The sequence below is a fragment of the Tellurirhabdus rosea genome (assembly GCF_026278345.1).
Lineage (GTDB): Bacteria > Bacteroidota > Bacteroidia > Cytophagales > Spirosomataceae > Tellurirhabdus > Tellurirhabdus rosea.
Genome location: NZ_CP111085.1, coordinates 4,448,714 through 4,470,638, shown reverse-complemented (window position 1 = coordinate 4,470,638; position 21,925 = coordinate 4,448,714). Strand labels below are relative to the sequence as shown.

Sequence of the window (21,925 nt, the reverse complement as noted above, 5' to 3'; positions counted from 1 at the left end):
AGGGCCTTTTTTATGAGTTCTAAATTTTAGGACTTGCGAACCAGCAGCGGCCAGATGACCATGCTGGCGAGCAGACCGCCGATCACCCCGACCGTATCCGCCAGCAAATCCAGCCATTCGAAGGCCCGGTTGATGGGCATTACCAGTTGGTACACTTCGATAAGCAGTCCGTAGGCCACGCCAATCAGCAAGAGGGTGGCATTGGTCAGCGGAGAAGCTTTTCGCCAGAGAAACGCCCACAGCGCAAAGATGGCAAAGTGCATCACTTTGTCATTCTGATTTCCGCCGGGGCTCCCGTCGCCGGGCCAGGCGCAGCCGATAAAAATGATGACCGTCCAGACGACGGCCAGCGTTCTGACAACTTTCGTAGAAAACATATTAACGCTGGTAAGCGGCCAGCCGCCGCTCCGTAAAAAATAAAAACAGGACCGTCACGCTCAGCAGAAACACCACGTTTCGGGAGTCGATCAGGCCGCGGCCCAAAGCCCGGTACTGCTCGTCGAGCGCCATCCAGCTCAGCGGGTACGCCAGCGGTCCCCAGAACGAAAGTCCGGCCACGGCGCTGAGGCCCACGTACAACAGAAAGCTCAGAAACACGCCGATCACGAAGGCGACCACCTGGTTGTCGTTCAGCGAGGAAGCAAACAGCCCAATGGCGGCAAACACGCCCCCAAGCAGCAGCAGCCCCAGATACGAACCCAGAACCGAAGCCGAATCGATGTTCCCGACGGGGTTGCCGAGCTGGTAAATCGACAGATAGTATACCAGCGTCGGGAGCAACAACCCTGCCACAAGCACCCAGCTCGCCGCAAACTTGCCGACGACCAACCCCCACCGGCTCAGAGGCCGGGTCAGCAGCCATTCCAGCGTACCCGTCCGGACTTCCTCCGCAAACAGCCGCATGGTCAGGGCCGGCACCAGAAACAGCATGACGTAGGGCGTCAGGTTAAAAAACGTGCCCAGATCGGCATACCCGTAATCCAGCAGGCTGGTTTCCGGAAAAACCCAGAGCATGAGCCCGATCGCCGTCAGGAAGACCGCCATGATGATGTAGGCGACCGGAGAACCCAAAAAGCTGTTGATTTCTTTGCGGAGGATAGCGAGCATACGGATTATTGAAATTCAGCAAACGGCTTGTTGCGGCGCAGGAAGGCCGCCACGATCAGGGAGATGATCAGTCCGCCGATCAGAGCAAAGAGAAGTCCGAACAAAAACGTCAGGCCCGGGCTCTGGAACATATTTGTCCACTCCTTGGCCTGTTCGATCTGCTCGTCGGACAGCCCCTGTTCGACCCACTGCTCTTCCATTTTGTCCATCAGCCGCTGGACGACAGTATTGTCAATGAACGTGGTATAGATGTAGCTGAAAATTCCGGAAATAATCGCCGAAATGACCGAAACGAACAGCCCGATGCTGACGCCCTCCCCGTACGTCATAAATCCATCGTTCTGCGTCCGGTAATCACGCATGGCCAGCACGATGAAAATAATGGACACGACAAAGCTGATCCAGCCCAGAGACTGGTTGCCGTACTGGTCGGTCAGGTAAAGAATCGCGGAATAAAGCATGTATACGACGCCAGTGATGACGCCCCATTTCAGACCAATACGAGCGGGGGTAGTCTGTTGTTCCATAGACATAAAAAGGTAGGGTTAATGATACGGTTTGGTTTGCCAGGGTCCGGCTTCAGTCCTGTTTTTGAAAACTGACGTCCTGCTTGCGGAAAATTAACGAAATAATGAGCACCGGCAGCACGGCCAGTACGGTCTTTTTGCTGACTTCGTCGGTGATCAGATCGGCGGGCCGGATTTTGTTTACGTCCTGCAGCACCCGGCTGTACTGCGCCGCCCCCATTTCCTTGGTAATCTGCCCTTTGCGGGACAGGATCAGGTTTTTGATTTCCGCGAGATAGTCCGTGAAAACCGAAGGGTCGATCTGTTCGACAAAAAAATAAATGAGCCAGCCGGTGATGATCGCCGCCACCGTATTGAGCACATAACAGATCGACAGGCCCTCCCAGAGGTGCAGCAGCCCCTTCCCGACGCGCCGGCGATAATACCAGACCGTGGCAATCATCATGATGATGTTGATTCCGAAGTCGGGCGTTCGCTTGTTGCCCAGCGGCATGATGTCCAGGGCGTACAGCGCCAGAAAATACCCGAACGAGAGCACGCCGGTAATCAGGCCCGAGATCATCGCCCATTTCAGCAGCGGGTGACCAAAAATTTCTTTCAGCATACGTTACGATTCTACATGTTCAACCGCTCCCCTGTTCACTATCCACAACGCTTTGCCCGTCAGCTTCTGTCCGAGGAACGGTGTATTTTTTGCCTTGGAAACGCTTTTGGCAAACGTCCATTCCCGGTCCGGATCGAACAGGGTCAGCGTGGCGGGCTGATTTTCGGCAATCGTCAGCGACGGCAGGCGCAGGATGCGGCGGGGCTGACGGGTTAGCTTATCGATCAACCCGTCGAGCGGCATTTCCGTGTGGCTGCGGGCCACCGAGAAAGCTGTTTCCAGTCCAATGATGCCAAATTCGGCCTGGTCGAACTCCAGATTTTTGCTTTCTTCTTCCTGCGGATTGTGGTCGGAAACGAGGGCGTCGATGGTCCCGTCGGCCAGTCCTTCCCGCAGGGCCGCCACATCCGTCGGCAGACGGAAAGGCGGATTTACTTTCAGATTGGTGTCGAAGCCCATCAGGGCTGAATCGTCGAACGCCAGCTGGTGGGTGGCTACGTCGCAGCTCACGGGCAGCCCGGCCGCTTTGGCCTGCCGCACCAGCTCCACCGACCGGGCCGTCGACAGGGTCGAAAAGTGCAGCACCGGCGTATCCTCCGGCTTCTGCCCAAACGTTTCCACGGGCTCCAGCCCGTTCGGCTGACCCGAAGCCTGCGGGTCCAGGGCAAACCGGAGCAGCTGCAGATCCCGTTCGATCATCAGTTCCTCGGCCAGGGCGGGCATGCCGCGCAGCCCCAGCAGCGTGCTCGACACGCCTTCGTTCATCTGCCCGTAAACGGTCAGCCGGGTTTCTTCGGGCCGGTTCATCAGCAGTCCGTTGAAAGGCCGCAGGTAACGCAGCGTTTTGACCAGCAGGTCCGGGTTGGTCAGCGGGTGTTCCCCGTCCGAAAACGCCACGGCCCCGGCATGGTGGAGGTCGATCATATCGGCGAAGTCGGTGCCTTCCGTTTTTCGGGTCACGGCACCGATGGCGTGCACGGACACCGGCTGCCCCGTCGTCGCCTGCCGGACGTAGCCCAGGGTGTCTTTGCTGTCGAGCGCCGGTTTGGTATTGGGCAGGACGGCAATGTCGGTAAATCCGCCCCGCGCCGCCGCCCGGCATACGGTAGAAAGGTCTTCCTTGTGTTCGTAGCCGGGGTCTTTGGCCGACACCCGCATGTCCACCCAGCCGGGGGACACGCACAGATTCGGGGCCGTGAGCACGGTTGTCGTGTCGTCGGCTTCCAGCCCTTCTCCCATCTGCCGGATGAGGCCATTTTCAATCAGGATGTCGCGCACCCGTCCGTTCAGCGGCGACTGGGAATCAATAATGCGGGCGGCTTGTATGAGGATTTTCATGGTTAAATTCGGAACCGGGATTACGCTGATTTTTGGATTTACTGTGATGTCCTCAGCCATTTACATCGTGGGCAAACGCCGGGTATCAGAGCGAAATCGCCCCAATCTGTGTAATCTGTGGTCAAAAAAAAAGCCCCGTTTGGAGCTTTCTATTTATAATACAGGGCGCTTAGGCTCCAACCAGTTCGCGGTAGGCACCGTCGGACAGGAGCGCTTCCAGGTCAGCGGGGTTTTCCACGCGCATTTTGATGATCCAGCCCCGGCCGTACGGATCGGAGTTCACCAGTTCGGGCGACTTTTCGATCTCGTCGTTTACTTCCAGAACTTCGCCGCTTACGGGCAGAAACAGGTCCGAAACGGTTTTAACCGCCTCCACCGAGCCGAAAACTTCGCCCTGTGCCAGCGTACTGCCGACGCCGGTAATGTCTACAAAAATAACGTCACCCAGTTCTTTCTGGGCAAAATCCGTGATACCTACCGTGGCAACGTCGCCGTCCACCCGGATCCATTCGTGGTCCTCCGTGTATTTAAGTTCAGCGGGAAAGTTCATGCGTTCTTAGTTTGGTACGCAAAATACGCGATACCGGGGAAGATTTGCAAACGAAAAAAAGAGCCAGGCCGGAGTGAAAGAATGAATAATGAAAGCTTCGCCTGACCAAGAGTCTTGGTCAGGCGAAGCTTTCATTATTCATTATGCATTTATTACTTACCCTCTACTCCGCCAGGTTAAACCGCACCTGCACCCCGCCGGACGTCGTCGCGCGGCGGAACGAGTTGGACACCAGCGGGTCGTTGAACATCCGGTCGAAGTAGAACTGGACGTTCAGGCGGCGGTTGACCACGTAGCTGAGCTGCGGACGAAGCTGGAAGTTGATGTTCCCGGCCGTGGCAATCTGCTCGCCGACCCCGTTGGTGGCCGTATTGTCGAGCTTGCGCTGGATGGCCCGGGTGTCGCGAAAGGTCATGTTCAGGTTGAACGTCAGGTCGTTTTTCAGGCGCTGGTATTTCCCGTTGATCCGGAACGGCACCCGGAAGTTGTTGCGCGTAAACCCAATCCCGACGGTCAAATCCTTGTTCGACAGCTCGGCCACCTGCGAGTTGGACAGGTTGAGGGCCACGGTCCGGTCCTGGTTGTATTCCAGCCGACCGGTGATTTTGCTCTGCGTCCGGAAGTTGATGCCCAGGAAAGGCGCAAAACGCTCCTGCATCGTGATCGTGCTCATCACAAAGACCGGCACAAAAATTCCGTCCTGGTTATAGCGCGACGCCAGCGGGTAGCCCATCACGGCGAGGTTCACAAACAAGGCGTCGTAGTCCAGCGAGGACGTAAAGTTGCCGACGCTGTACGTCGAATTGTAGCTGTGCGACAACGTGAACGAACTGAACAGCCGCTTGAACGGAGCCAGTTGCGACAGGCCGTTGTAATCAACCCTCCAGTTCGGCAGGGGGAACCTCAGGAACGGGTTTACCTTCACCTTGTTGATATCCTTGCCGCTGTAGGCCGCAAAGAAGGCCGGAATCAGCACGTCCTGCGAATTCAGATTGTATTCCCCGCCCTGCCCCACGGCCGCGTTCTCCCGGATCAGCCGGTCGAGCATGACCTTGCGGTACTCGGCAAAGCGGTCGAAAATCGGGGACGTATTGTCGCGTCGGATACCTTTGAAAGCCGTCATGAACGACCAGAACGACATGCTGAACTGTCCGTTGCGGAATGGACTCAGGCTCCGGTAAGCACCAAGGCTGTCGGGCCGGAAAATCTCCTGATAGCTGTCCTGTCGGGTCAGCCGCGTCTCGATCGTCATCCGGAAGTCGCGGAACGGTTCCAGCGTCGTCCGGGCTTCAAACCGTTTGGCAATGGTCTGCGTAAACGGCTGGTTCTGCTGCTGGCTGCGCGAAATCCAGCCCTGTTCGGCGGCTTTGTACTGAATGTTCCGGTCCTGACTGCCCAGCACGAACGGCAATCCCGGCGCGTTCGAAATCCGGGCCAGCCCGAAGAAGCGCGGCGTCGGCAGGAAGCCCGGCAGTGCGGTCGTTTCCTGCACATTATACGAGAAGTTGATGCCCCGCACCGTCAGCAGCGTCCGCACGAAGCCTTTCACCAGCCGACTTTGTTCCCGCACCAGTTGTTCGACATCGCCCGGATTTCGGGTGAAGTTCTTGCGCGGCTGCGAGGGCGTGTTGGCAAATCGCAGCGCCTTGATCATGTTGTAGAGCATCACCAGATCGGCCCGGCCCTGAATGCCCCGTTCGCGGTTGTTGCGGATGACGTTGCCAAAAAGGACGTCGTTGGTATCCGCGATGCCGAAGGAGTTGGCCATGAACTGCACGCCCACGTTGTAGGTCAGGTCGGCGGCCAGCCAGCGCGTCAGCGGCAGCTTGTCGAGCGGCAGCCGGTAAGTCGACCGGATTTCCTGGTCAAATTGCCGGGTCCGGCCAAAATTGCGCAGGTTGCTCAGGAGAGAATCCTGTTTCTGCTGCGTGTTCAGATCCCCCGCCGGTTCGTCGATGATGGCATTCGTACGCGCTTTGTACGTCACCAGCAGGCTCTTGGTCAGGTTCCACTGAATGTCGTACAGGCGGTTGAAATAAAACCATTTTTCAAACAGCGGCACCTGTCCGCCCGTGGTCAGATCGGCGTTGCGGAGCTGCGTTTTGACAAAATTCCGGTCCAGTTCCCCGCGAATCGCCACCTGCGTCGGTGCCAGCGTCAGGTTGAAATCCCGGAGCCAGTACAGATACGGTTTTTCGAGGGACTTAAACCGTTTAAACGGTTCAATCGCTTTAGGCTGGGCCGTGTAGATGTAGGCCAGACCGCCCCGGTACTGCCGCTGGATAAACTGCTCGGTCAGGACGTTCGTGCGTTCCATCTCGTTGAAAGCGTACGTGGCCGAGAAGTTTTCGATATCCCAGAAATGCGTCTTTGCGTTCGGGTTCGTCTTGATTTTCCGGACGTTCGACAGGTTGATGCCCCGGCGAACCATGTTATCCTCCACCAGTCGCCGGTAATTGCTCCGCTGGTTCTCGCTCAGCGTCGAGAGCGTAGTTTCCAGCGGCGTATCCGGGTTCAGCGGGTTGAAATGCGGCGATACGTTCCGGCGGTCGAAGTTGATGTACATCGGAATGCGCAGTCCCCATTTTTCAGGCAAAAACTTGTCTACCGCCAGCTGCGACTGAATGCCGTATTCCAGCGTGTTATCCCGCGACCGTTCGCCAATGCGCTGCTGCACGCCGCCGAAACCGAAGGTCGAAATTTTACCCGACATGGTCACCGTCCCGACGTCGGCCAGCTTCAGGTTCAGCGTGCCTACACCGGCGCGCCCGGCGGTCTGGTCGTAGCCGTTCGTGCGGAGTTCGTTCACCCAGACCGTAAACGACCGGGGCCGCTGGTCGAGCGACTCGGGGTTGCGCGGGTTCCGGACCCCAATCATGACCACCTGCACCGCCGACAGATCGGGGTTGCCCTGCACCGTCAGGTTGTACCGCCCGTCCAGACTCGCCAGCGAGAACGGCAGGGTCGAAAGGCGCGTCAGTTGCCGGTCGCGTTCGGCTTTCAGGTTAATCAGTTCCTCCAGCGCCAGGTCGAGGTTGTTCTCGGTAGGCCAGATCAGTTCGGGGGCACTCCGGTTCGGTTCCGTTACCCGCAGTTTCGGAATTTCTATTTCGTAATAGTTATCGGTAAAATCCGTCCCAAGCCGCACAAACGCAGCCACTTCGCCGCTGGCGTCCGTTTCGTCGCTGTGCATGTGGATGAACATCTGCAGACGCTTGCGGAACAGGAGGTCGAGGTTCGTGTTCCGGAAGGCCGCCCGCGAATCGCCGTCGCGCAGGTTGGTCACGCTCAGGCTCATCGACTGCTCATTGAGCTGAAAATTGTTGAGCTGCGTGAAATCCCGGTCGCGGATGAAGCCCGGCGGCACCGAGTAGATGTAGCGGGTGGTTCCGGCGCTGGCGTTGCCCGCTCCGTTCTCTTCCACGTTCACCGTTGCTACCTTAAACTGGGCATCGTACGGTTCCGGCACTTCCTGCAGACCGCGGGCCGTCAGGTCGTTGGTGTACTTGCGGTACTGGTTGGCGGTGAGCTGCAACTGGGCAAAACGCAGCACCACCGGCTGTTCGAAGTCCGTCATGTACATCCGCATGAAACGCATGGACTTGAAGCCGTTGATGTTACCGACCCGCCGCTGGTACTCCCGCACCGGAATCCGGAACAGATACCAGGTGGTGCCCTGCACCTGCACCTTGTCCACAATGTATCCCTGTCCTACCTGCAGACTGCCCGGACGCAGGTTCAGTTCGTATTCGTAATACGCATCATTGTCGTTGACGGTATTGTCGATGTTCAGGTCTTCAATATCAGGCAGGTTGGTCGAGGCGGGGGTAAACAGCTCGTTCTGGGTCGTTTCGGGCGAGTTGTTTTCCATGCCCATAAACTGTTTGTACCGGGCCACGATGTAGCGCGCCGAGTCGGCTTTCTGGCCGAAATAAAACTGAAAATCGTCGCCGGAAGGGTCGCTTTCCAGCCGGGTGCGGGCTTCGCCGTTCAGGCGGGGCGCAACCTGATTCAGGTAGTTCCGGTAAAACGTGCGCTCCTGCTCGTTGCTCAGTCCGTCGAGACCGACATCCTGCCGCTGCCGGGCTCCGGCCTGGTTGTCAAAAGCCTGCGTCACAAACTGCGACCGCGTGACGCGGCCCCAGGGCGTGGTGTCCACCTTGCGGCGACCCGTTGCCGTGACGGTATCGCCGTCGATGGGCAGCCCGTTTTCGAAGTTGTAGCGGCTGTCTTTCACGACGTCCTCCGAAATATCACCCAGGTTGAAAATCAGCCGTCCGCCCGTGGTGTTGTTGCGGTTTTCGAAGCCATCGCGCACGACGCCGTTTTCGCCGCTCAGAAACGGGTCCATCATCCAAAATTCCAGGTTCTCGATGTTGGCATTGTCGAAATCGACATCCGACGTAATGGCCCGGGTCACCGACCCGAAGTTGCGGCGCGGGTCACCCGCCAGCCGCCCGTCCTGAGCCAGGTTGGGGTTGTAGTTGTACATACCCCGTTCCCGCGGGAAATAGGCTACGTCCAGAATCGACTCGGGCAGGTTCACGATCCGCTGCGAACGGCCGGGAAACAGCTCCTGGGGCAGGAACGGCCGTTCGTAGAAATTCTGCCGGTCCCGGTCGGTCAGGTTGGTTTGCGGCGTGCGCGCGTCGATGCTGTTGTTATAAAAAGTCTGGTCAACGGTATAAACCGAAATCCGCGCCCGGCTGTAGGCGTACTCCAGCGGGTTGGCGGCGCTCCCCTGCGGGAAACTCAGCGGGGTGGCCCCCAGCCGCCAGCGGGTCGGCTGGCGGGTCAGGTCGAAAATGGTCCGGGCCGCTTCAAAATCGTCGATAAACGAGTTGTCGTTCACCCGCGGTGCCACCCCCGGAATCAGTTGCGCGACTTCGCCCTGAAACGCGATGGCCGACGGTTCCTTCGTTTGCAGCAGCGGCAACCTGTCGAGCAGTTTGGTCAGAAAACGGGAGTCCTTGCGGATGGTGGCATCCAGTCCGATAATCGTGTTGTTGATCGGTTCGTTGCCGATGGCGACGCGCGTCAGGAAGCCCGCCGGGGTTTCGCGCATGGCCATGGCCGTCAGGCCCAGGTTCACGTCCGGACTCATGCGGTAATCCAGCCGCGTACCGAACAGGCGCCGTATCTGGTTCTGGAACAGGTCCGGGCGTTCGTAGCGAATCCGGATTTCCTGCCCGGAGTTCAGCAGGCTTTCGTTCAGAAAACGCAGCGCGCCCGTCTGGGGCTCCACGGCAAAATCCACGCCCGCCGAGAGCGGCACGTTGCCCACCAGCACCTGCACCGACTGCTCATCTACCCCGTAAGGCAGGTTGATGGGCCCGCCGCCAAACGACTGAAAGGAGCCTTTCAGGAAAAATTTATTCTTGCCCGCGATCTGCTGGGCTTCCACCATCGTCTGGCGGTACAGTTCGTTGTAGACGTATTTCGCCCGAAAATCGTCTTCCGTAGGCCCAAATTGCCGCGACAGGTTTGACCCAAACGGCTCCAGCACCGGAAAAATCACCCGGCCAAAGCGGCTGTCCACCGTCACGTTTTCGACATAATCGAAATTCCCGTCCGGCTGGCGGTCGTTCTGCGGGTTCAGATTATCAAGATTGAACAGGCGCAGCAGTTGGATGTTGGCCAGGCTGCTTTCCTGCAGATTCGGGTTGTCGATGCCCGTCTGGTCGTCCTTGTAAACGATCCGCAGCTGGAAGTTCTGCCGGTTCAGCTGGGCGGTATTCAGGTTGTAAATGTTTTTCATCATCAGGTTCCACATCGGCAACTGGGTGTTGTTGCGAAGGGTCGATGATTTCAGCATCTTCAGCACGATGGTTTCGTCCTCGTTGCGGCCCTGGTAGTCTTCGGTCAGTTCCCCGACCTTAAACTTGCGGCCGTTGTAGGTGTATTCGTAGGCTACGGCCAGCACCTCGTCGTTCCGCAGCGGCGTCACCAGCGAGATATAGCCCAGTTCGGGTTGAAATTTATACTCCCGGTCGGTCAGGCGCTTGGCTCCGCGCAGGACTTCGTAGCCCACGCCTTTCTGCAGCCCAAACGTCCCTTCCAGCGCGCCGGACGCCTGGTCGGTCTGCCGAACGGCCGTACTCTGACGGACCCGTTCATAAAGGCCGTTGGTTCCGTTATCGGCCGGCTGGTTTGCCCGGATGGGCTGGTAGTTCGGACTCTGCTGGTTGAGCTGGGACGCTTCACCGAGGTCCGAGAGGCCGACGATGTTGCGCAGGCTCTCGGTGGTGTTGGTCCGGTTGGTTACGTACACTTCCAGACGCGTGATGGTCACGCCCGAGGTGACCTGGGGCAGCGTCCTGAGCGAGCTTTCGTAGGTATTCCGGAAAAACTGCGACAGGAAAAAGTGCCGGTTCTCGTCGTAGGTATCCACCCGGATTTCGTAGGGCCGCTGAAGAGCTCCTCCGCGCATCACGATCTCTTCCTGCCGCGAACGCTGCTGCGAAAACACGAGTGTCGTATTCAGTTTCCCGAACCGAAGCTGCGTTTTCACCCCGAAGAGGTTTTGTACGCCGGGAATCAGCTGACTGCTCAGGGGCCAGCTGATATTTCCCGCTTCGATGCCCTGGATGATGCTGGCGTCCTGCGCCTGGTACTGGGTCGGCACATTCGGCATCTGCACGGGGCTGTTCAGCGAGGGCAGGCCGGGCTGCTGCATGCCCGGTACACCCGGTATGCCCGGCATCCCCGGCACAGTCGGCAGATTCGGCCGGTAGTTCAGCTTCAGCATGTTCTCGAAGTTGAAACTGGCCTTCGTGTCGAAGTTGGCCATCAGCCCGAGACGCTCGCCGATCTTTCCGTTAAAATTGATGTTGATCTGTTCGTTGAAAATAAAATTACCGTTGCGCCGCTGGCGAACCGGAATCGACGGGTTGTCGATAAACTGGTGCAGATAACCAAAATCCAGCGTCACGAAGCCGTTGGGCTTGAAGTCCACCAGACTTCCGCCAAAAATGCGATCCACGATGGGCGGCAGTTCGAGCTTCGGCAGCAGTCCGCGGCCGCTGACGGCGCTCTGTCCGTCGCGGCGGGCGCCGTATTCGCGCCACAGGCTTTGCTGCACGCGGCGATCCTGCATGCGGCTGTACTGCTCAAACGGAATGGTTTCGCCCGGCCGGAAAGGCAGTCCGGCATTGGCGGGAGAAGTAACGGGGGCGGGTGTGCCCGGAACGGCCACACTCGGTGCGCCGACGCCAGGCGTCGCCACACCCGGCGTAGCGACGCCCGGCTGGGTGCGCGTGGCGTCCGGACGGGCGTTGATGCGTTCGTTGACGGACAGACGGCCCAGCGAATCGAGCCGGATATCGGCCGAAACCGAACGCGGGTCGCGGAGAATGAACGGGGAGCGGGATACGCGGCTGCTGTACGGGCTGGTGTACCGGTCGCTCCAGCGGACAACCGGTCGGCGGGCGGCCGACCGCTGCGCCCGGATGCTGTCCTGGCGGGCGCGCGAAGCCGAATCGGCCGGAGTAGTCCGGCGAGTTTGCGCGGCCGTTTCTTCAGGAATGGCACACAGAAGCATCAGGATCAGACCACACCAGGGGGCGGCCGAAACCCAGCGGCTTCTGTATGAAGCGGGGAAGGATGTAAACGAATTCAAGTACAACGGTAGTTGTTCAATAATGTTTCAATCAGGAGGCTTCTACTCTCAAACGGCAAAAATCGTGTCGATAGTCTGTAAGCCGCTGTTTTTAATGCACTTTTAAAAATGCAAAAGGAAAGTCCGGCCGGGCGGCCGGACTTTGGGGGCGAAAGAAATTAGCGTAAGGCCATCCGGATGAGGTCTTCGACGCTGATTCCGTCGCCCTCCCGTTTCAGAATGGTATCGATACTCTTCTCGGCTACCGGCTTCGGAATCCCCAGCGTGGTGAGGGCGGCGAGGGCTTCGTCGCGGACGGGGTTGGCCGCCAGGCGGTAATTGGGCGTGGCCTGGGCGGTAATGCCGGCCTTCTTCATTTTATCCCGCAGTTCGAGGATCACCCGCTGCGCCGACTTGGCCCCGATGCCTTTGATAGCCTGAATCGCTTTTACGTTTTCCATCAGAATGGCGGAACGCATCTCGGCGGGCGGAAGCGTCGAGAGCATGACCAGCGCCGTGTTGGGACCGATGCCGGAGACGCCGATGAGGTCCATGAACAGCTGTTTTTCGTCCGTATCGGCAAATCCGTACAGCGCCTGAATGTCTTCGCGGATGTGCTGGTAGGTGTACAATTTCACCTTTTCGTTCAGGGCGGGCAGCACTGAGGAGGTATAGAGCGAGGTGTGAAGCTCGTACCCGATGCCATTGGCTTCAATAATGGCAAATGTAGGGTCTTTGTGGGCCAGTATGCCGTTGATGTATGCGATCATATCCTGCAGAAAAAAGGCCCGGTTAACGGGCCTGTCGTCTTACAAAAATACAAAATTCTGTTGGCAATTCCTCAGCCTAAAATCAGCTTTTGGCCCGCTTTCAGGGTGTTATCGGTGATGTTGTTGAGCTTTTTCAGCTCATCTACCGAGATGCCGCCGTAGCGTTTGGAAATGTTCCAGAGCGTGTCGCCTTCCTGCACGATGTGGTACTTCGGCTTGTAGGTTTTGCTTTCTTTGCGCGCGGCTATCGGCTCGGCTTTCACCACCGGCTTTTTGTCCACGCGCTCCCGCTCGACTACCGCCGGCTCTTTGAGAATCAGCAGCTTTTGTCCGGCCGCTACTTTCTCTCCTTTCAGGCGGTTCCATTTTTTGAGGTCATAGACTGCCACGCCGTACTTATCGGCGATCTTGCCCAGCCACTCGCCGCGCCGCACGGTATGCGTCACTTTTTTCGGCTTGCGCTGCACCACTTCCTCGATGGTTTCGCCTTCTTCCACCAGCGGGTTGGCCGCCACGACCGGCTGGCTCGACTGCTGCTCGTTGGCATCGGTGAACGGGAACCAGTCGCGTTTCTTATAGGACGTGTCGCTGCGGTAGTCTTCTGCCGAAGCCAACAGCATGTTGGCCGCCATGACCGGCAGGGACGTTACCGAGTCCAGAATAACTTTCCGGTTCGATTCGAAGTACTCAAACCGCTCGGCCGGGACCCGAAGTACGTAGTTGCGGGTATGCGCCGGCAGTACGGTCGTCGTCAGGGCAGGGTTCATTTTCTGCAAATCCTCCAGCGCAATGCCGGTGAATTTCGAAAACTTCGGCAAATTAAAGTAACTGTTGACGTGCAGCGTATCGAACGGAATGGGGTATTGCGGATTTTCGGCAAAAATGCCGTGGTCGTTGGCGTAATGCATCATGTACGTCAGCGCGATGAACTGCGGCACGTACGCCCGGGTTTCCTGCGGCAGGTAGTTGTAAACCGTCCAGAACGAATCGCCGCCCGAACGCCGCATGGCCCGCTTTACGGTGCCGGGACCGCTGTTGTAAGCCGCCAGCGCCAGGTGCCAGTCGCCGAAAATCTTGTGCAGCCGCTTCAGGTACCGGCAGGCCGCATCGGTCGATTTCACCGGGTCAAAACGCTCATCGACGTATTCATCCTGATACAGCCCGTATTCGCGGCCCGTGACGGGCATAAACTGCCAGAGGCCGCCCGCGCTCGCGACCGAAATGGCTTTCGGGTTCAGCGCCGACTCGACGATGGACAGGTATTTGAGTTCATCGGGAATTTCGTACTTCTCCAGGTATTTTTCGTAGAGCGGAAAAAACATCGGAATCCGCTCCATCACCATCCGGGTATAGCTCGGCTTGCGGAAGGTGAAGTAATCGATGAAGCCGTGGACGGTCTTGTTATAATTCAGCGGAATCGTTTTCTGAAGCCGGGCGAGGCGCTGCTGCAGGAGCTCGGCCGGGACGGTCGGCACATCCTGAACCAGGACCACGTTCACTTCTTCGCCAGTTGAATCGGCTACTTCGGCGGCCTTTTCGGCCGGAATCTGTTGGGCAAAAATCGCGGGGCTTACACACAGGGCGATGGCGAGGGTTCCCATTCGCCGCAGACTACTCAAGGCTTTTTTTACGTGCAACATGCGTAATCGGTTCGTTTCAATAGGCTAAATCACAATACAGTAAGGTGCGGTTCTTGTAAAAGTCCGATAATTTTCCGAAAAATCCAATTCCGGTGTCCTATGATTCCCCATTCATGAGGCGGGCCGCCGCCAGCAGGTCGGCTTCGCGGAAAGGAGCCGCCATCATCTGGAACCCGATGGGCAAACCGGCTTCGTCGGTGCCGTTGGGAATGGAAATGGCCGGACAACCGACTACATTGGCCTGAACGGTAAAAATATCGGCCAGATACATCTGGAGCGGATCACTGGTCTTCTCGCCAATGCGGAAGGCCGTTGTTGGGGTAACGGGCGATACGATCAAATCGTATTTTTCAAACAGCGAATCCGTAAATTCTTTTATCAACCGCCTGACCTGCTGCGCCTTGGTATAGTAGGCGTCGTAATAGCTCGCACTCAGGACAAACGTGCCGAGCACGATCCGCCGGCGGACTTCCGGCCCGAACCCTTCCGTCCGGGATTTCTTATACAGGGATTCCAGATCCGTGGCGGCCGGGGAACGATGGCCGTAGCGCACCCCGTCGAAGCGGGACAGGTTGGAACTGGCTTCGGCCGTCGTCAGGATATAATACGTAGGGAGAATGTATTGCAGGAGCGGAAAATCCACCGGCTCGGCCGTATGGCCCTCGGCCCGGAGCCCTTCCAGTCGCTCCTGCGTACGCTGCCGGATAACGGGGTCTACGCCTTCGCTCTCCACGCCTTCCCGCAGATAACCAATACGCAGTTTCCGGCCGTCGGCAGGCTGTCCGGTATACTCCGCAACCGGCTGCCGGGACACCGTACTGTCAAACTCGTCGGGACCGGCCATGATTTCCAGCAGCAGCGCCGCGTCTTCCACCGAATGGGTAATCGGCCCAATGCAGTCGAAGGAGGAAGCGTAGGCGATCAGGCCCCAGCGCGAGACGCGGCCGTAGGTCGGCTTGAGGCCCACCACGCCGCAGAACGCCGCGGGCTGCCGCACCGAGCCGCCCGTGTCCGTCCCCAGCGAAGCCAAACACAGCCCCGCCTGCACGGCCACCGCCGAGCCCCCCGAGGAGCCGCCCGGCACCCGGTCCGGATCGGCCGCGTTGCGCACGGGTCCGAAAGCCGAGTTTTCGTTGGACGAGCCCATCGCAAATTCGTCGCAGTTCTGCCGCCCGATGATGATGGCATCTTCGTCGAGCACGCGCTGCACTGCCGTAGCCGTAAACTGCGACACAAAGCTGTCGAGAATGCGGCTTCCGGCCTGTACGCCGTGGTCTTTGTAACACAGCACATCCTTGATGCCGAGCACCATCCCCGCTAAACGTCCGGCGGTACCGGCGGCCAGTTTCTGATCGACGACCTCGGCCTGCGCTCTGGCCTCCTCGGCATAAACGGCCACAAAGGCATTCAGATGCCCGTTTTCGTCGATTCGCTGGAGGTAATGGTCAACGAGCTGGCGGCAGGTAACAACCCCGGAAGCGAGGTCGGACTGAATCTGGGAAAGGGACTGGTAAAAACGGATGGGCATACGGCAATTACAGCAGGTGATAAAAACAGACAACAGAGCAGCCGCAAAAATAAGGGCTACTCTGTTGCCAAAGGTACTAATGAGTGAATGATTGATTGACTGAATGACTGATTCGCTTTGCCAAATTCAGTCATTCAGTCAATCAATCATTCACTCATTTTATTTCGTGTCTTTCAATCCTTCTTCGATATTCTCGCGAACGTCTTTGGTTGCGTCTTTGAACTCACGGATGCCTTTGCCCAGCCCTTTCATCAGTTCGGGAATGCGCTTCGCGCCGAAGAACAGCAGGATAACCAGACCGATCAACAGCAGTTCGGTCCCGCCCAGGGAGCCTAAAAAGGCAAAAATGGTCAGAAATTCCATGATAAACTTGTTTTGAGAATTATAGACAAAAGTAACAATAAATACGAATCTACCCGACGAATGGATTTAAGAATTAGCCAATTTTAATCGTTTTCTGGCCATCTTCCCATTGCCGGAACTTGTCGAGGTCGACGCTGATGCTTCGTACGAGCCACAGAATAAGGGCCACATCATCCGCAAAGCCGATAACGGGCAGGAAATCAACGATCAGATCGATCGGGCTGACAAAGTAGATCAGCACGGCGGCGGCCGAGATCAGCGTCTTCTGGGGAACCGCTTTGTAATCTCCTTTGGCGTAGGCCCGCAGCATCCGGACCAGCACGTTGATCTGGTCCTTGACGGCCGCATAACTGCCCGAAACCCCCAGCGAACTGGATTTAGAGGCCACTTTTCGAATCAGGTCAAAAATACTTTTGCTGCTCCGTACATAACGGGAAGCTTTACTGGTGGAACGGCGGAAAAAAATGGAGCGAAGAACGCGGGTTAACAAAGCACTGTCTGCCATTGTAAGGGTATGCGGAATGAATGTTGATTAAACTGTTCGGCTTAGTAACAATAATTTAGCAGGAAAAGTCTTTGGTTGCAAAAAAAACTGAGCAGGTAGTCTACCGGGGCTTGCATTCTCTCCTAATTTTGCGCCGGGCCGCTGACGTTCCTATTCCGTGCCGGACCCGTTTCCCGTTAATATTCAACTTAAATTCCGTACCCTCATGAAAATCACCGTTGTAGGTGCCGGTGCCGTTGGCGCGACCTGTGCTGACAATATTGCCCGCCGCGAACTGGCCGAAGAAGTGGTTCTCCTTGACATTAAAGAAGGTCTCAGCGAAGGCAAGGCCCTGGATATGTTCCAGACGGCCACGCTCTGCGGCTTTGACACCAAAATTACCGGCTCTACCAACAATTACGAACTGACGGCCGGCTCGGACGTTGTGGTCATCACGTCGGGAATTCCGCGCAAACCGGGCATGACCCGCGAAGAACTGATCGGCACCAACGCCAACATCGTCAAAGGCGTAACCGAAAATATCCTGAAATACTCACCCGACGCCATCATCATCATCGTGTCCAACCCGATGGATACCATGACGTACCTGGCCCTGCAGGCGTCTGGTCTGCCCAAAAACCGGATCATCGGCATGGGCGGCATTCTGGATTCGGCCCGCTTCAAGACGTACCTGTCGCTGGCGCTCAACTGCCCGCCGAACGACATCCACGGCACGGTGATCGGCGGCCACGGCGACACGACCATGATTCCGCTGACGCGCCTGGCTACCCGCAACGGGGTGCCCGTCAGCCAGTTCCTGGACGCCGAAACGCTGCAGAAAGTAGCGGCCGACACGATGGTGGGCGGCGCTACGCTGACCAAGCTCATCGGCACCTCGGCCTGGTACGCACCCGGTGCGGCGGTGGCAGCCCTGGTGGAAAGCATCGTCCGCGACCAGAAGCACATCTTCCCCTGCTGCGTGGCCCTGGACGGCGAATACGGGCAGTCGGACATCTGCCTCGGCGTGCCGGTCGTGATTGGCCGCAGCGGCTGGGAACAGATCATTGATTACAGCCTGACCGAAGAAGAACAGGCCACCTTCAACAAATCGGCCGATGCCGTCCGGAACATGAACAGTGTTCTGGCTACGCTGTAAGTCAGTCGATACGGTCAACCCCGAAAAGCCCGGTTTTAGCGAACCGGGCTTTTTTGTGCTTTGGAAAGAAATAGTATCAAAATTTTATTTGGTTAAAAATAGATAACGATAAGCCCATAAACGCGGCATATTTATTGCATAAGTACAATTTACCGGTCAAATAGAAAAGCAGCATCTGGACATCTGCCACAACCGCTCCTGTATTTGCCAAATAATATTTTGTAACCGGATTTATCTTTGTATCATTAAAACGAAACAACCACCATCAAATGAAAACGTTAGTAAGTATTTTCGCCCTGTGTGCCGTCCTGATGACGGGCACCGTTACAGCCGCCAATCCGACTGTCCTGACTATAAAAACCGACGCTGAAGTAAAACTGGAAAACGAAATCAGCCACCTGATTGCCTACCCGAAGGTGTTCGGGCAGCAAAGTCGTGGGGAAGTGCTGGTCCGGTTCCGGGTCGACGGCAGCAACCGCATCACCGATGTCCGCGTAGTGGGTGGCAGCGAAGACCTCAACAGGCGCATCCAGCAGCAGCTGGCCGGCAAACGCCTCAAAGGCGCCGATTACGGCCAGACTCAGAGCTATAACATCCGGCTGAAATACCAGACGGTCGGCTAAGCGGCCCAACGCCTGACGGAGAAGCCGGTCACCTGGGTGGCCCGCCTGAGCCCGTTTCCATCCTGAATAGCTTGAATCGCCCGGACGGCTTACCGTTCCGGGCGGTTTTGTTTGGGGTCAATTCGGCCGAAGACCCTGCCGATCCGTAAAAGGCTTCACCGGGCAATCGCCTTTTTTCTCTAACTTAGTCGCTTCATTTTGCATACGTCCCATTGTAACGACTGATTGACCCGGATGAGGCTTGTTAAAGGTATTTTCTCAACGATTCTGTTCTTCTCGCTCAGCAGCTTTTTTAGCCCTTCCCAGACCATTGAGCGACTCGCCGTCCAGCTGACCACCCGGCAGGTGGCGCAGGGCAAATCGGTGACCATCCGGGGCGAGCTGTTCTACCAGCGCAGCGGCGACCTCGTTACGCATTTCACCTACCCGAAGGAAATGGTCATTCTGGCCAACAAATTCGGGGAGACCCGCATCTACGACCCCAAAGCCAACGCGGTCATGCGGGTTCAGAACGCCATGTTCGGCACCCAGACGACCCAGCTTTCTTATTTTCTTTCGGGCGCTACGGCCGACATGGGCCTGAGCCAGATCGGCTTTGTTCAGAAAAAAACCAGCACCGCCAAAGGATTGCTGGTGACCGACTGGAAGCCCAAAACCGCCGACAAAAAAGCCCTCATTCAGCGGGTGCGGGTGGTGTACAACGGGCTGAACCCGATCTACATGCATTATACCGACGGCGGCGGCAAGGTGATCCGGAAGGTGTACTATTCCGGCTATCAAAACCTCGGCGCGCGGCCTTTTCCTACGGCGACCACCGAAATCATGTACGACAAGGGCGATTCGACCGTCTCGAAAACGACCTACACCGATTTTCGCCTGAATCAGCAGGCCAACAGCCCTTATTTCACCTACCGCATCCCGGCCAACGCCCAGGTTCAGAAACTATGAAAACGGTTGGTCTCCTTTTCTTCCTGCTCCTGAGCGCCTTCGCCGTTCAGGCCCAGAGCAGCGACTGGCAGCTCGTGGCCGGACAACCTTCCGGCCCTCCCCCAACGGCTTACTACGACCGGCCGGGCAACGACGCCGACGTGCTGCAAAGCCACCGCCGTAGCTGGATCGCCCAGTACAACCCGGTTTCGCTGGCGCTGAAAGGGGCTATGCTCGGGTATCAGCGACTGGTTTCCCAGCAGCTGGCCCGGAGCTGTCCGTACGACATCACCTGTTCCAATTTCAGCAAACAGGCCATTGAGCGCTTCGGCGTCGTGAAAGGCGTTTTCCTGAGTGCAGACCGGATCATGCGCTGCAACCGCATCGGGCTGCTCGATGTCCACCCGCTCAATATTCATCCCCAGCGCGGCACCATCCTCGACTCCCCCGACCTCTACCGATGAAACGCAGCCTCATTTCGCGGTGGCTGGTGCTGGTGTTCCTGCTCCCGCTGGCGGCGATGGCCCAGGACCAGCCCTCGGCTGAAGCCGATTCGATCCGGGAGGAACTTCGTTTTGCCCGTTATCTTGCCGACAAAGACGCTTTCGAAGAAGCGCTTTCCGTTTTATCAGCCCTCGAAAAAGCGCCGCTGGCCTTACCGCTCCGCGATTCCCTGCGCTACAGCCAGGGCTGGAACGCCTACAGCCTCCGCCGTCTGCTTCCGGCCAGCCGGTATTTTCTGGCGGTCTCGCCCGCCTCGCCGCTCTACCTGAAATCCCAGTTTTTTGGTCATTATTCCCGAGCGTTCGAGGGACAGACGGATTCCGCCTACGCCGCCCTGCGCCGCCTGCCCGTAGCGGATACCGTGCTGAATGAGCTGAAAGCCCTGCAACTGGCCGGACTGTCCCTGCTGAAGCGGGATTTTGCGGCTTATGACGAGCACCAGCAGAGATTTACGCATACTTCGTACGCGCTGGCGGCCGAAGAAAAACGGATGGGGATTTACGCGCAGAACCTGAAAACCTTCAAACGCAAATCGCCCCTGCTGGCGGGCCTGTACAGCGCCGTTGTGCCGGGAATGGGCAAGGTGTATGCCGGGAAGAAAAAACAGGGCATTGCGGCCCTGCTGCCGGTGCTGTCGCTGGCGGCGCTGACCTACGAAGGCTTGCGGAAAGACGGGGTCCGAAGCGCCCGTTTTATTGGTTTCGGGTCGCTGTTCACCATTTTCTACGTCGGCAATATCTGGGGCAGCGTGCTGTCCGTCAAGGTCAAACGCAACGAATTTTACCGCGAACATGACAACAAGATTCTGTTTGATATGCACATTCCTCTGCGTAACCTTTTTCAGTAAGGCGCAGACCGGAACGCTGGCGCTGGCGGATTCGCTTTTCCGGCAGAAGGCGTATTTTGAAGCGTCGATCGCCTACGAACGGGTTTTGTTCCGGAATGAAGGCGTGGAAAACCGCTACCGGGCCGCTCGGGGCAAAACCCAGTGCCTGAAACAGCAAAGCCTGTTTGCGCCCGCCATCCAGTTTCTGAACGGGCAGCTCACGGCCGATTATCCCGACAGCCTGCGGTTCCGGCTTCGCTACGAACAGCTGCTGTGCACCTACCTTGCCGGCCAGTACGAAAACACGCTGGCGGGCCTGGAGCAACTGGCGTACCTGCACCCCGACCAACCCGTTCCGCCGCTGCTGTCGGTGCTGAAAATTCTTTCGCTGAACGAGCTACAGCGGTGGCCGGAGGCGGCGGCGGCCTACCACCAGTTTGTGGCCGCGCGGGGCGTGGATACGACGCAAAACAGTCCGTACCGGCAGCTTCCGAAGCTGAAAAGCGAAAAGAAAGCGCAATGGCTTTCCACGTTCATTCCGGGCGGCGGGCAGTTTTATGCGGGCAAACCCGGCGAAGCCCTGCTGAGCATTGCGGTTCAAGGTGCCGGACTCTACTTTGGCATCGTCAGTTTTCTGGAGGGGTATTACATTTCCGCCTGGGGCATCGGCGCGGGAATGTTCGGCTCTTTCCACATGGGCGGCGTCCGGCGGGCCGAGGTCCTGGTCAGGCAGTACAATGCCAGGAAGACAGCTGATTTTAACGCAAAAGTGAAGCAGTTTTTGGTTTCAATGAATAATGAATAAAGGCTCCGCCGGGTCAGAATCCTGAATCAGCGAAGCCTTCATTCATTCTTCATTATTCATTAATTATTCGCCCACATGAAGAACTTCGGGTTGTCGATGTAAGGCGCAAGATTTTCGTTGTTGATGATCAGGACGATCAAGTCAACCAGGGGAACGACCCCGAAGATACCGCCGCAGGTCAGGATGTAACCAACCCAGGTCAGCGTTTTGGTGCCCAGGTACAGGCGGTGGATACCCAGTCCCCCCAGGAACAGGTTCAGCAGCAGAGCCGGAACAAACTCTTTGGCCTGCACTTTCGATACATCACCCATCCCAACCGTAGCGGCTGACTGGCTCAGTGACATTCCGTCAACGGCAGCAAGGCTGACGTCAGTGCTCTGGTCGAACAGCTGCTCAATTTTCTGATCGTTTGCCAAATACGCTTCGGCGGGGGTTTCGGCGGCGAAAGCCGTAAAGCTGCCTACGGTGAGGGCGAGCATGAAGAAAAACTTTTTCATAAATACAGATGGGTTTTAAATCCGGGCTAAATATATAGTACTTTTCAAAAAGGGCCGCCAACAACTAAACAAAAGTGTT

Annotated in this window: 19 protein-coding genes; 6 read left to right on the top strand and 13 right to left on the bottom strand. The window is 57.4% G+C overall.

Translation table 11 applies throughout. The annotated features are described in order from the left end of the window. Positions 1-26 precede the first annotated feature (26 nt). From ORG26_RS18970 to ORG26_RS18915, 12 genes are all read right to left on the bottom strand, one after another. Positions 27-377 (bottom strand): VanZ family protein, encoded by a 351-nt coding sequence (locus ORG26_RS18970; RefSeq protein ID WP_266364570.1) that lies wholly within the window; start codon positions 375-377, stop codon positions 27-29. Position 378: 1 nt separating this feature from the next. Further along, positions 379-1,107, bottom strand: coding sequence for a gliding motility-associated ABC transporter permease subunit GldF (gene gldF, locus ORG26_RS18965; RefSeq protein WP_266364569.1), 729 nt, complete (start codon positions 1,105-1,107; stop codon positions 379-381). A 5-nt stretch (positions 1,108-1,112) separates the two neighbouring features. Further along, the gene (locus ORG26_RS18960) at positions 1,113-1,640 is read right to left on the bottom strand and encodes a DUF4199 domain-containing protein (RefSeq protein ID WP_266364567.1); all 528 of its coding nucleotides are present in this window, start codon (positions 1,638-1,640) and stop codon (positions 1,113-1,115) included. Positions 1,641-1,686: 46 nt separating this feature from the next. Beyond that, a complete protein-coding gene (locus ORG26_RS18955) occupies positions 1,687-2,238 on the bottom strand; it encodes a DUF4199 domain-containing protein (protein ID WP_266364565.1) in 552 nt (183 codons plus the stop codon). A 3-nt stretch (positions 2,239-2,241) separates the two neighbouring features. Continuing rightward, on the bottom strand, positions 2,242-3,576 hold the full coding sequence (locus tag ORG26_RS18950; protein WP_266364564.1) for a dihydroorotase: 1,335 nt from the start codon (positions 3,574-3,576) through the stop codon (positions 2,242-2,244). Between the two features lie 169 nt (positions 3,577-3,745). Further along, positions 3,746-4,126, bottom strand: coding sequence for a glycine cleavage system protein GcvH (gene gcvH, locus ORG26_RS18945; protein ID WP_266364562.1), 381 nt, complete (start codon positions 4,124-4,126; stop codon positions 3,746-3,748). A gap of 163 nt (positions 4,127-4,289) precedes the next feature. Next, positions 4,290-11,666: a T9SS outer membrane translocon Sov/SprA gene (gene sov, locus ORG26_RS18940; RefSeq protein ID WP_266364560.1), complete on the bottom strand. Its 7,377-nt coding sequence runs from the start codon at positions 11,664-11,666 to the stop codon at positions 4,290-4,292. A gap of 236 nt (positions 11,667-11,902) precedes the next feature. Next, a complete protein-coding gene (gene ruvA, locus ORG26_RS18935; protein WP_266364558.1) occupies positions 11,903-12,493 on the bottom strand; it encodes a Holliday junction branch migration protein RuvA in 591 nt (196 codons plus the stop codon). Positions 12,494-12,564: 71 nt separating this feature from the next. Beyond that, positions 12,565-14,133, bottom strand: a complete 1,569-nt coding sequence (locus tag ORG26_RS18930) for a lytic transglycosylase domain-containing protein (RefSeq protein WP_266364556.1) — start codon at positions 14,131-14,133, stop codon at positions 12,565-12,567. A 97-nt stretch (positions 14,134-14,230) separates the two neighbouring features. Then, positions 14,231-15,661, bottom strand: a complete 1,431-nt coding sequence (gene gatA / locus ORG26_RS18925) for an Asp-tRNA(Asn)/Glu-tRNA(Gln) amidotransferase subunit GatA (protein ID WP_323134291.1) — start codon at positions 15,659-15,661, stop codon at positions 14,231-14,233. A 159-nt stretch (positions 15,662-15,820) separates the two neighbouring features. Continuing rightward, positions 15,821-16,024 carry a Sec-independent protein translocase subunit TatA/TatB gene (locus tag ORG26_RS18920; RefSeq protein WP_266364554.1) on the bottom strand — a complete coding sequence of 68 codons (204 nt, stop codon included), beginning with the start codon at positions 16,022-16,024 and terminating at the stop codon, positions 15,821-15,823. A gap of 73 nt (positions 16,025-16,097) precedes the next feature. Beyond that, positions 16,098-16,412, bottom strand: coding sequence for a YkvA family protein (locus tag ORG26_RS18915; protein WP_266364553.1), 315 nt, complete (start codon positions 16,410-16,412; stop codon positions 16,098-16,100). Positions 16,413-16,734: 322 nt separating this feature from the next. Here ORG26_RS18915 and mdh point away from each other — a divergent pair, with 322 nt between their 5' ends. The 6 genes from mdh (at position 16,735) to ORG26_RS18885 (ending at position 21,349) form a co-directional block, all read left to right on the top strand. Next, positions 16,735-17,664, top strand: coding sequence for a malate dehydrogenase (gene mdh, locus ORG26_RS18910; RefSeq protein WP_266364551.1), 930 nt, complete (start codon positions 16,735-16,737; stop codon positions 17,662-17,664). Positions 17,665-17,933: 269 nt separating this feature from the next. Continuing rightward, positions 17,934-18,287 carry a hypothetical protein gene (locus tag ORG26_RS18905; RefSeq protein WP_266364549.1) on the top strand — a complete coding sequence of 118 codons (354 nt, stop codon included), beginning with the start codon at positions 17,934-17,936 and terminating at the stop codon, positions 18,285-18,287. Between the two features lie 234 nt (positions 18,288-18,521). Beyond that, on the top strand, positions 18,522-19,235 hold the full coding sequence (locus tag ORG26_RS18900; RefSeq protein ID WP_266364548.1) for a LolA family protein: 714 nt from the start codon (positions 18,522-18,524) through the stop codon (positions 19,233-19,235). Beyond that, positions 19,232-19,678: a membrane protein insertion efficiency factor YidD gene (gene yidD, locus ORG26_RS18895; protein ID WP_266364546.1), complete on the top strand. Its 447-nt coding sequence runs from the start codon at positions 19,232-19,234 to the stop codon at positions 19,676-19,678. Before ORG26_RS18900 ends, yidD begins: the two co-directional genes overlap by 4 nt. Then, complete coding sequence (locus tag ORG26_RS18890; RefSeq protein ID WP_266364544.1) at positions 19,675-20,565, top strand: hypothetical protein; 891 nt, start codon at positions 19,675-19,677, stop codon at positions 20,563-20,565. Before yidD ends, ORG26_RS18890 begins: the two co-directional genes overlap by 4 nt. Beyond that, positions 20,528-21,349 (top strand): hypothetical protein, encoded by an 822-nt coding sequence (locus ORG26_RS18885; protein WP_266364542.1) that lies wholly within the window; start codon positions 20,528-20,530, stop codon positions 21,347-21,349. Before ORG26_RS18890 ends, ORG26_RS18885 begins: the two co-directional genes overlap by 38 nt. A 59-nt stretch (positions 21,350-21,408) precedes the next feature. On the opposite strand, the gene ORG26_RS18880 is transcribed toward ORG26_RS18885, so the two are convergent. Next, entirely contained in the window at positions 21,409-21,846 is a 438-nt protein-coding gene (locus ORG26_RS18880) for a TM2 domain-containing protein (RefSeq protein WP_266364540.1), read from the bottom strand. Positions 21,847-21,925: the final 79 nt, after the last annotated feature.

Excerpts from the sequence above, each read along its gene's own strand:
- ORG26_RS18970 (WP_266364570.1), bottom strand. The coding sequence starts at position 377 with ATGTTTTCTACGAAAGTTGTCAGAACGCTGGCCGTCGTCTGGACGGTC.
- gldF (WP_266364569.1), bottom strand. The coding sequence starts at position 1,107 with ATGCTCGCTATCCTCCGCAAAGAAATCAACAGCTTTTTGGGTTCTCCG.
- ORG26_RS18960 (WP_266364567.1), bottom strand. The coding sequence starts at position 1,640 with ATGTCTATGGAACAACAGACTACCCCCGCTCGTATTGGTCTGAAATGG.
- ORG26_RS18955 (WP_266364565.1), bottom strand. The coding sequence starts at position 2,238 with ATGCTGAAAGAAATTTTTGGTCACCCGCTGCTGAAATGGGCGATGATC.
- ORG26_RS18950 (WP_266364564.1), bottom strand. The coding sequence starts at position 3,576 with ATGAAAATCCTCATACAAGCCGCCCGCATTATTGATTCCCAGTCGCCG.
- gcvH (WP_266364562.1), bottom strand. The coding sequence starts at position 4,126 with ATGAACTTTCCCGCTGAACTTAAATACACGGAGGACCACGAATGGATC.
- sov (WP_266364560.1), bottom strand. The coding sequence starts at position 11,666 with ATGCTTCTGTGTGCCATTCCTGAAGAAACGGCCGCGCAAACTCGCCGG.
- ruvA (WP_266364558.1), bottom strand. The coding sequence starts at position 12,493 with ATGATCGCATACATCAACGGCATACTGGCCCACAAAGACCCTACATTT.
- ORG26_RS18930 (WP_266364556.1), bottom strand. The coding sequence starts at position 14,133 with ATGTTGCACGTAAAAAAAGCCTTGAGTAGTCTGCGGCGAATGGGAACC.
- gatA (WP_323134291.1), bottom strand. The coding sequence starts at position 15,661 with ATGCCCATCCGTTTTTACCAGTCCCTTTCCCAGATTCAGTCCGACCTC.
- ORG26_RS18920 (WP_266364554.1), bottom strand. The coding sequence starts at position 16,024 with ATGGAATTTCTGACCATTTTTGCCTTTTTAGGCTCCCTGGGCGGGACC.
- mdh (WP_266364551.1), top strand. The coding sequence starts at position 16,735 with ATGAAAATCACCGTTGTAGGTGCCGGTGCCGTTGGCGCGACCTGTGCT.
- ORG26_RS18905 (WP_266364549.1), top strand. The coding sequence starts at position 17,934 with ATGAAAACGTTAGTAAGTATTTTCGCCCTGTGTGCCGTCCTGATGACG.
- ORG26_RS18900 (WP_266364548.1), top strand. The coding sequence starts at position 18,522 with ATGAGGCTTGTTAAAGGTATTTTCTCAACGATTCTGTTCTTCTCGCTC.
- yidD (WP_266364546.1), top strand. The coding sequence starts at position 19,232 with ATGAAAACGGTTGGTCTCCTTTTCTTCCTGCTCCTGAGCGCCTTCGCC.
- ORG26_RS18890 (WP_266364544.1), top strand. The coding sequence starts at position 19,675 with ATGAAACGCAGCCTCATTTCGCGGTGGCTGGTGCTGGTGTTCCTGCTC.
- ORG26_RS18880 (WP_266364540.1), bottom strand. The coding sequence starts at position 21,846 with ATGAAAAAGTTTTTCTTCATGCTCGCCCTCACCGTAGGCAGCTTTACG.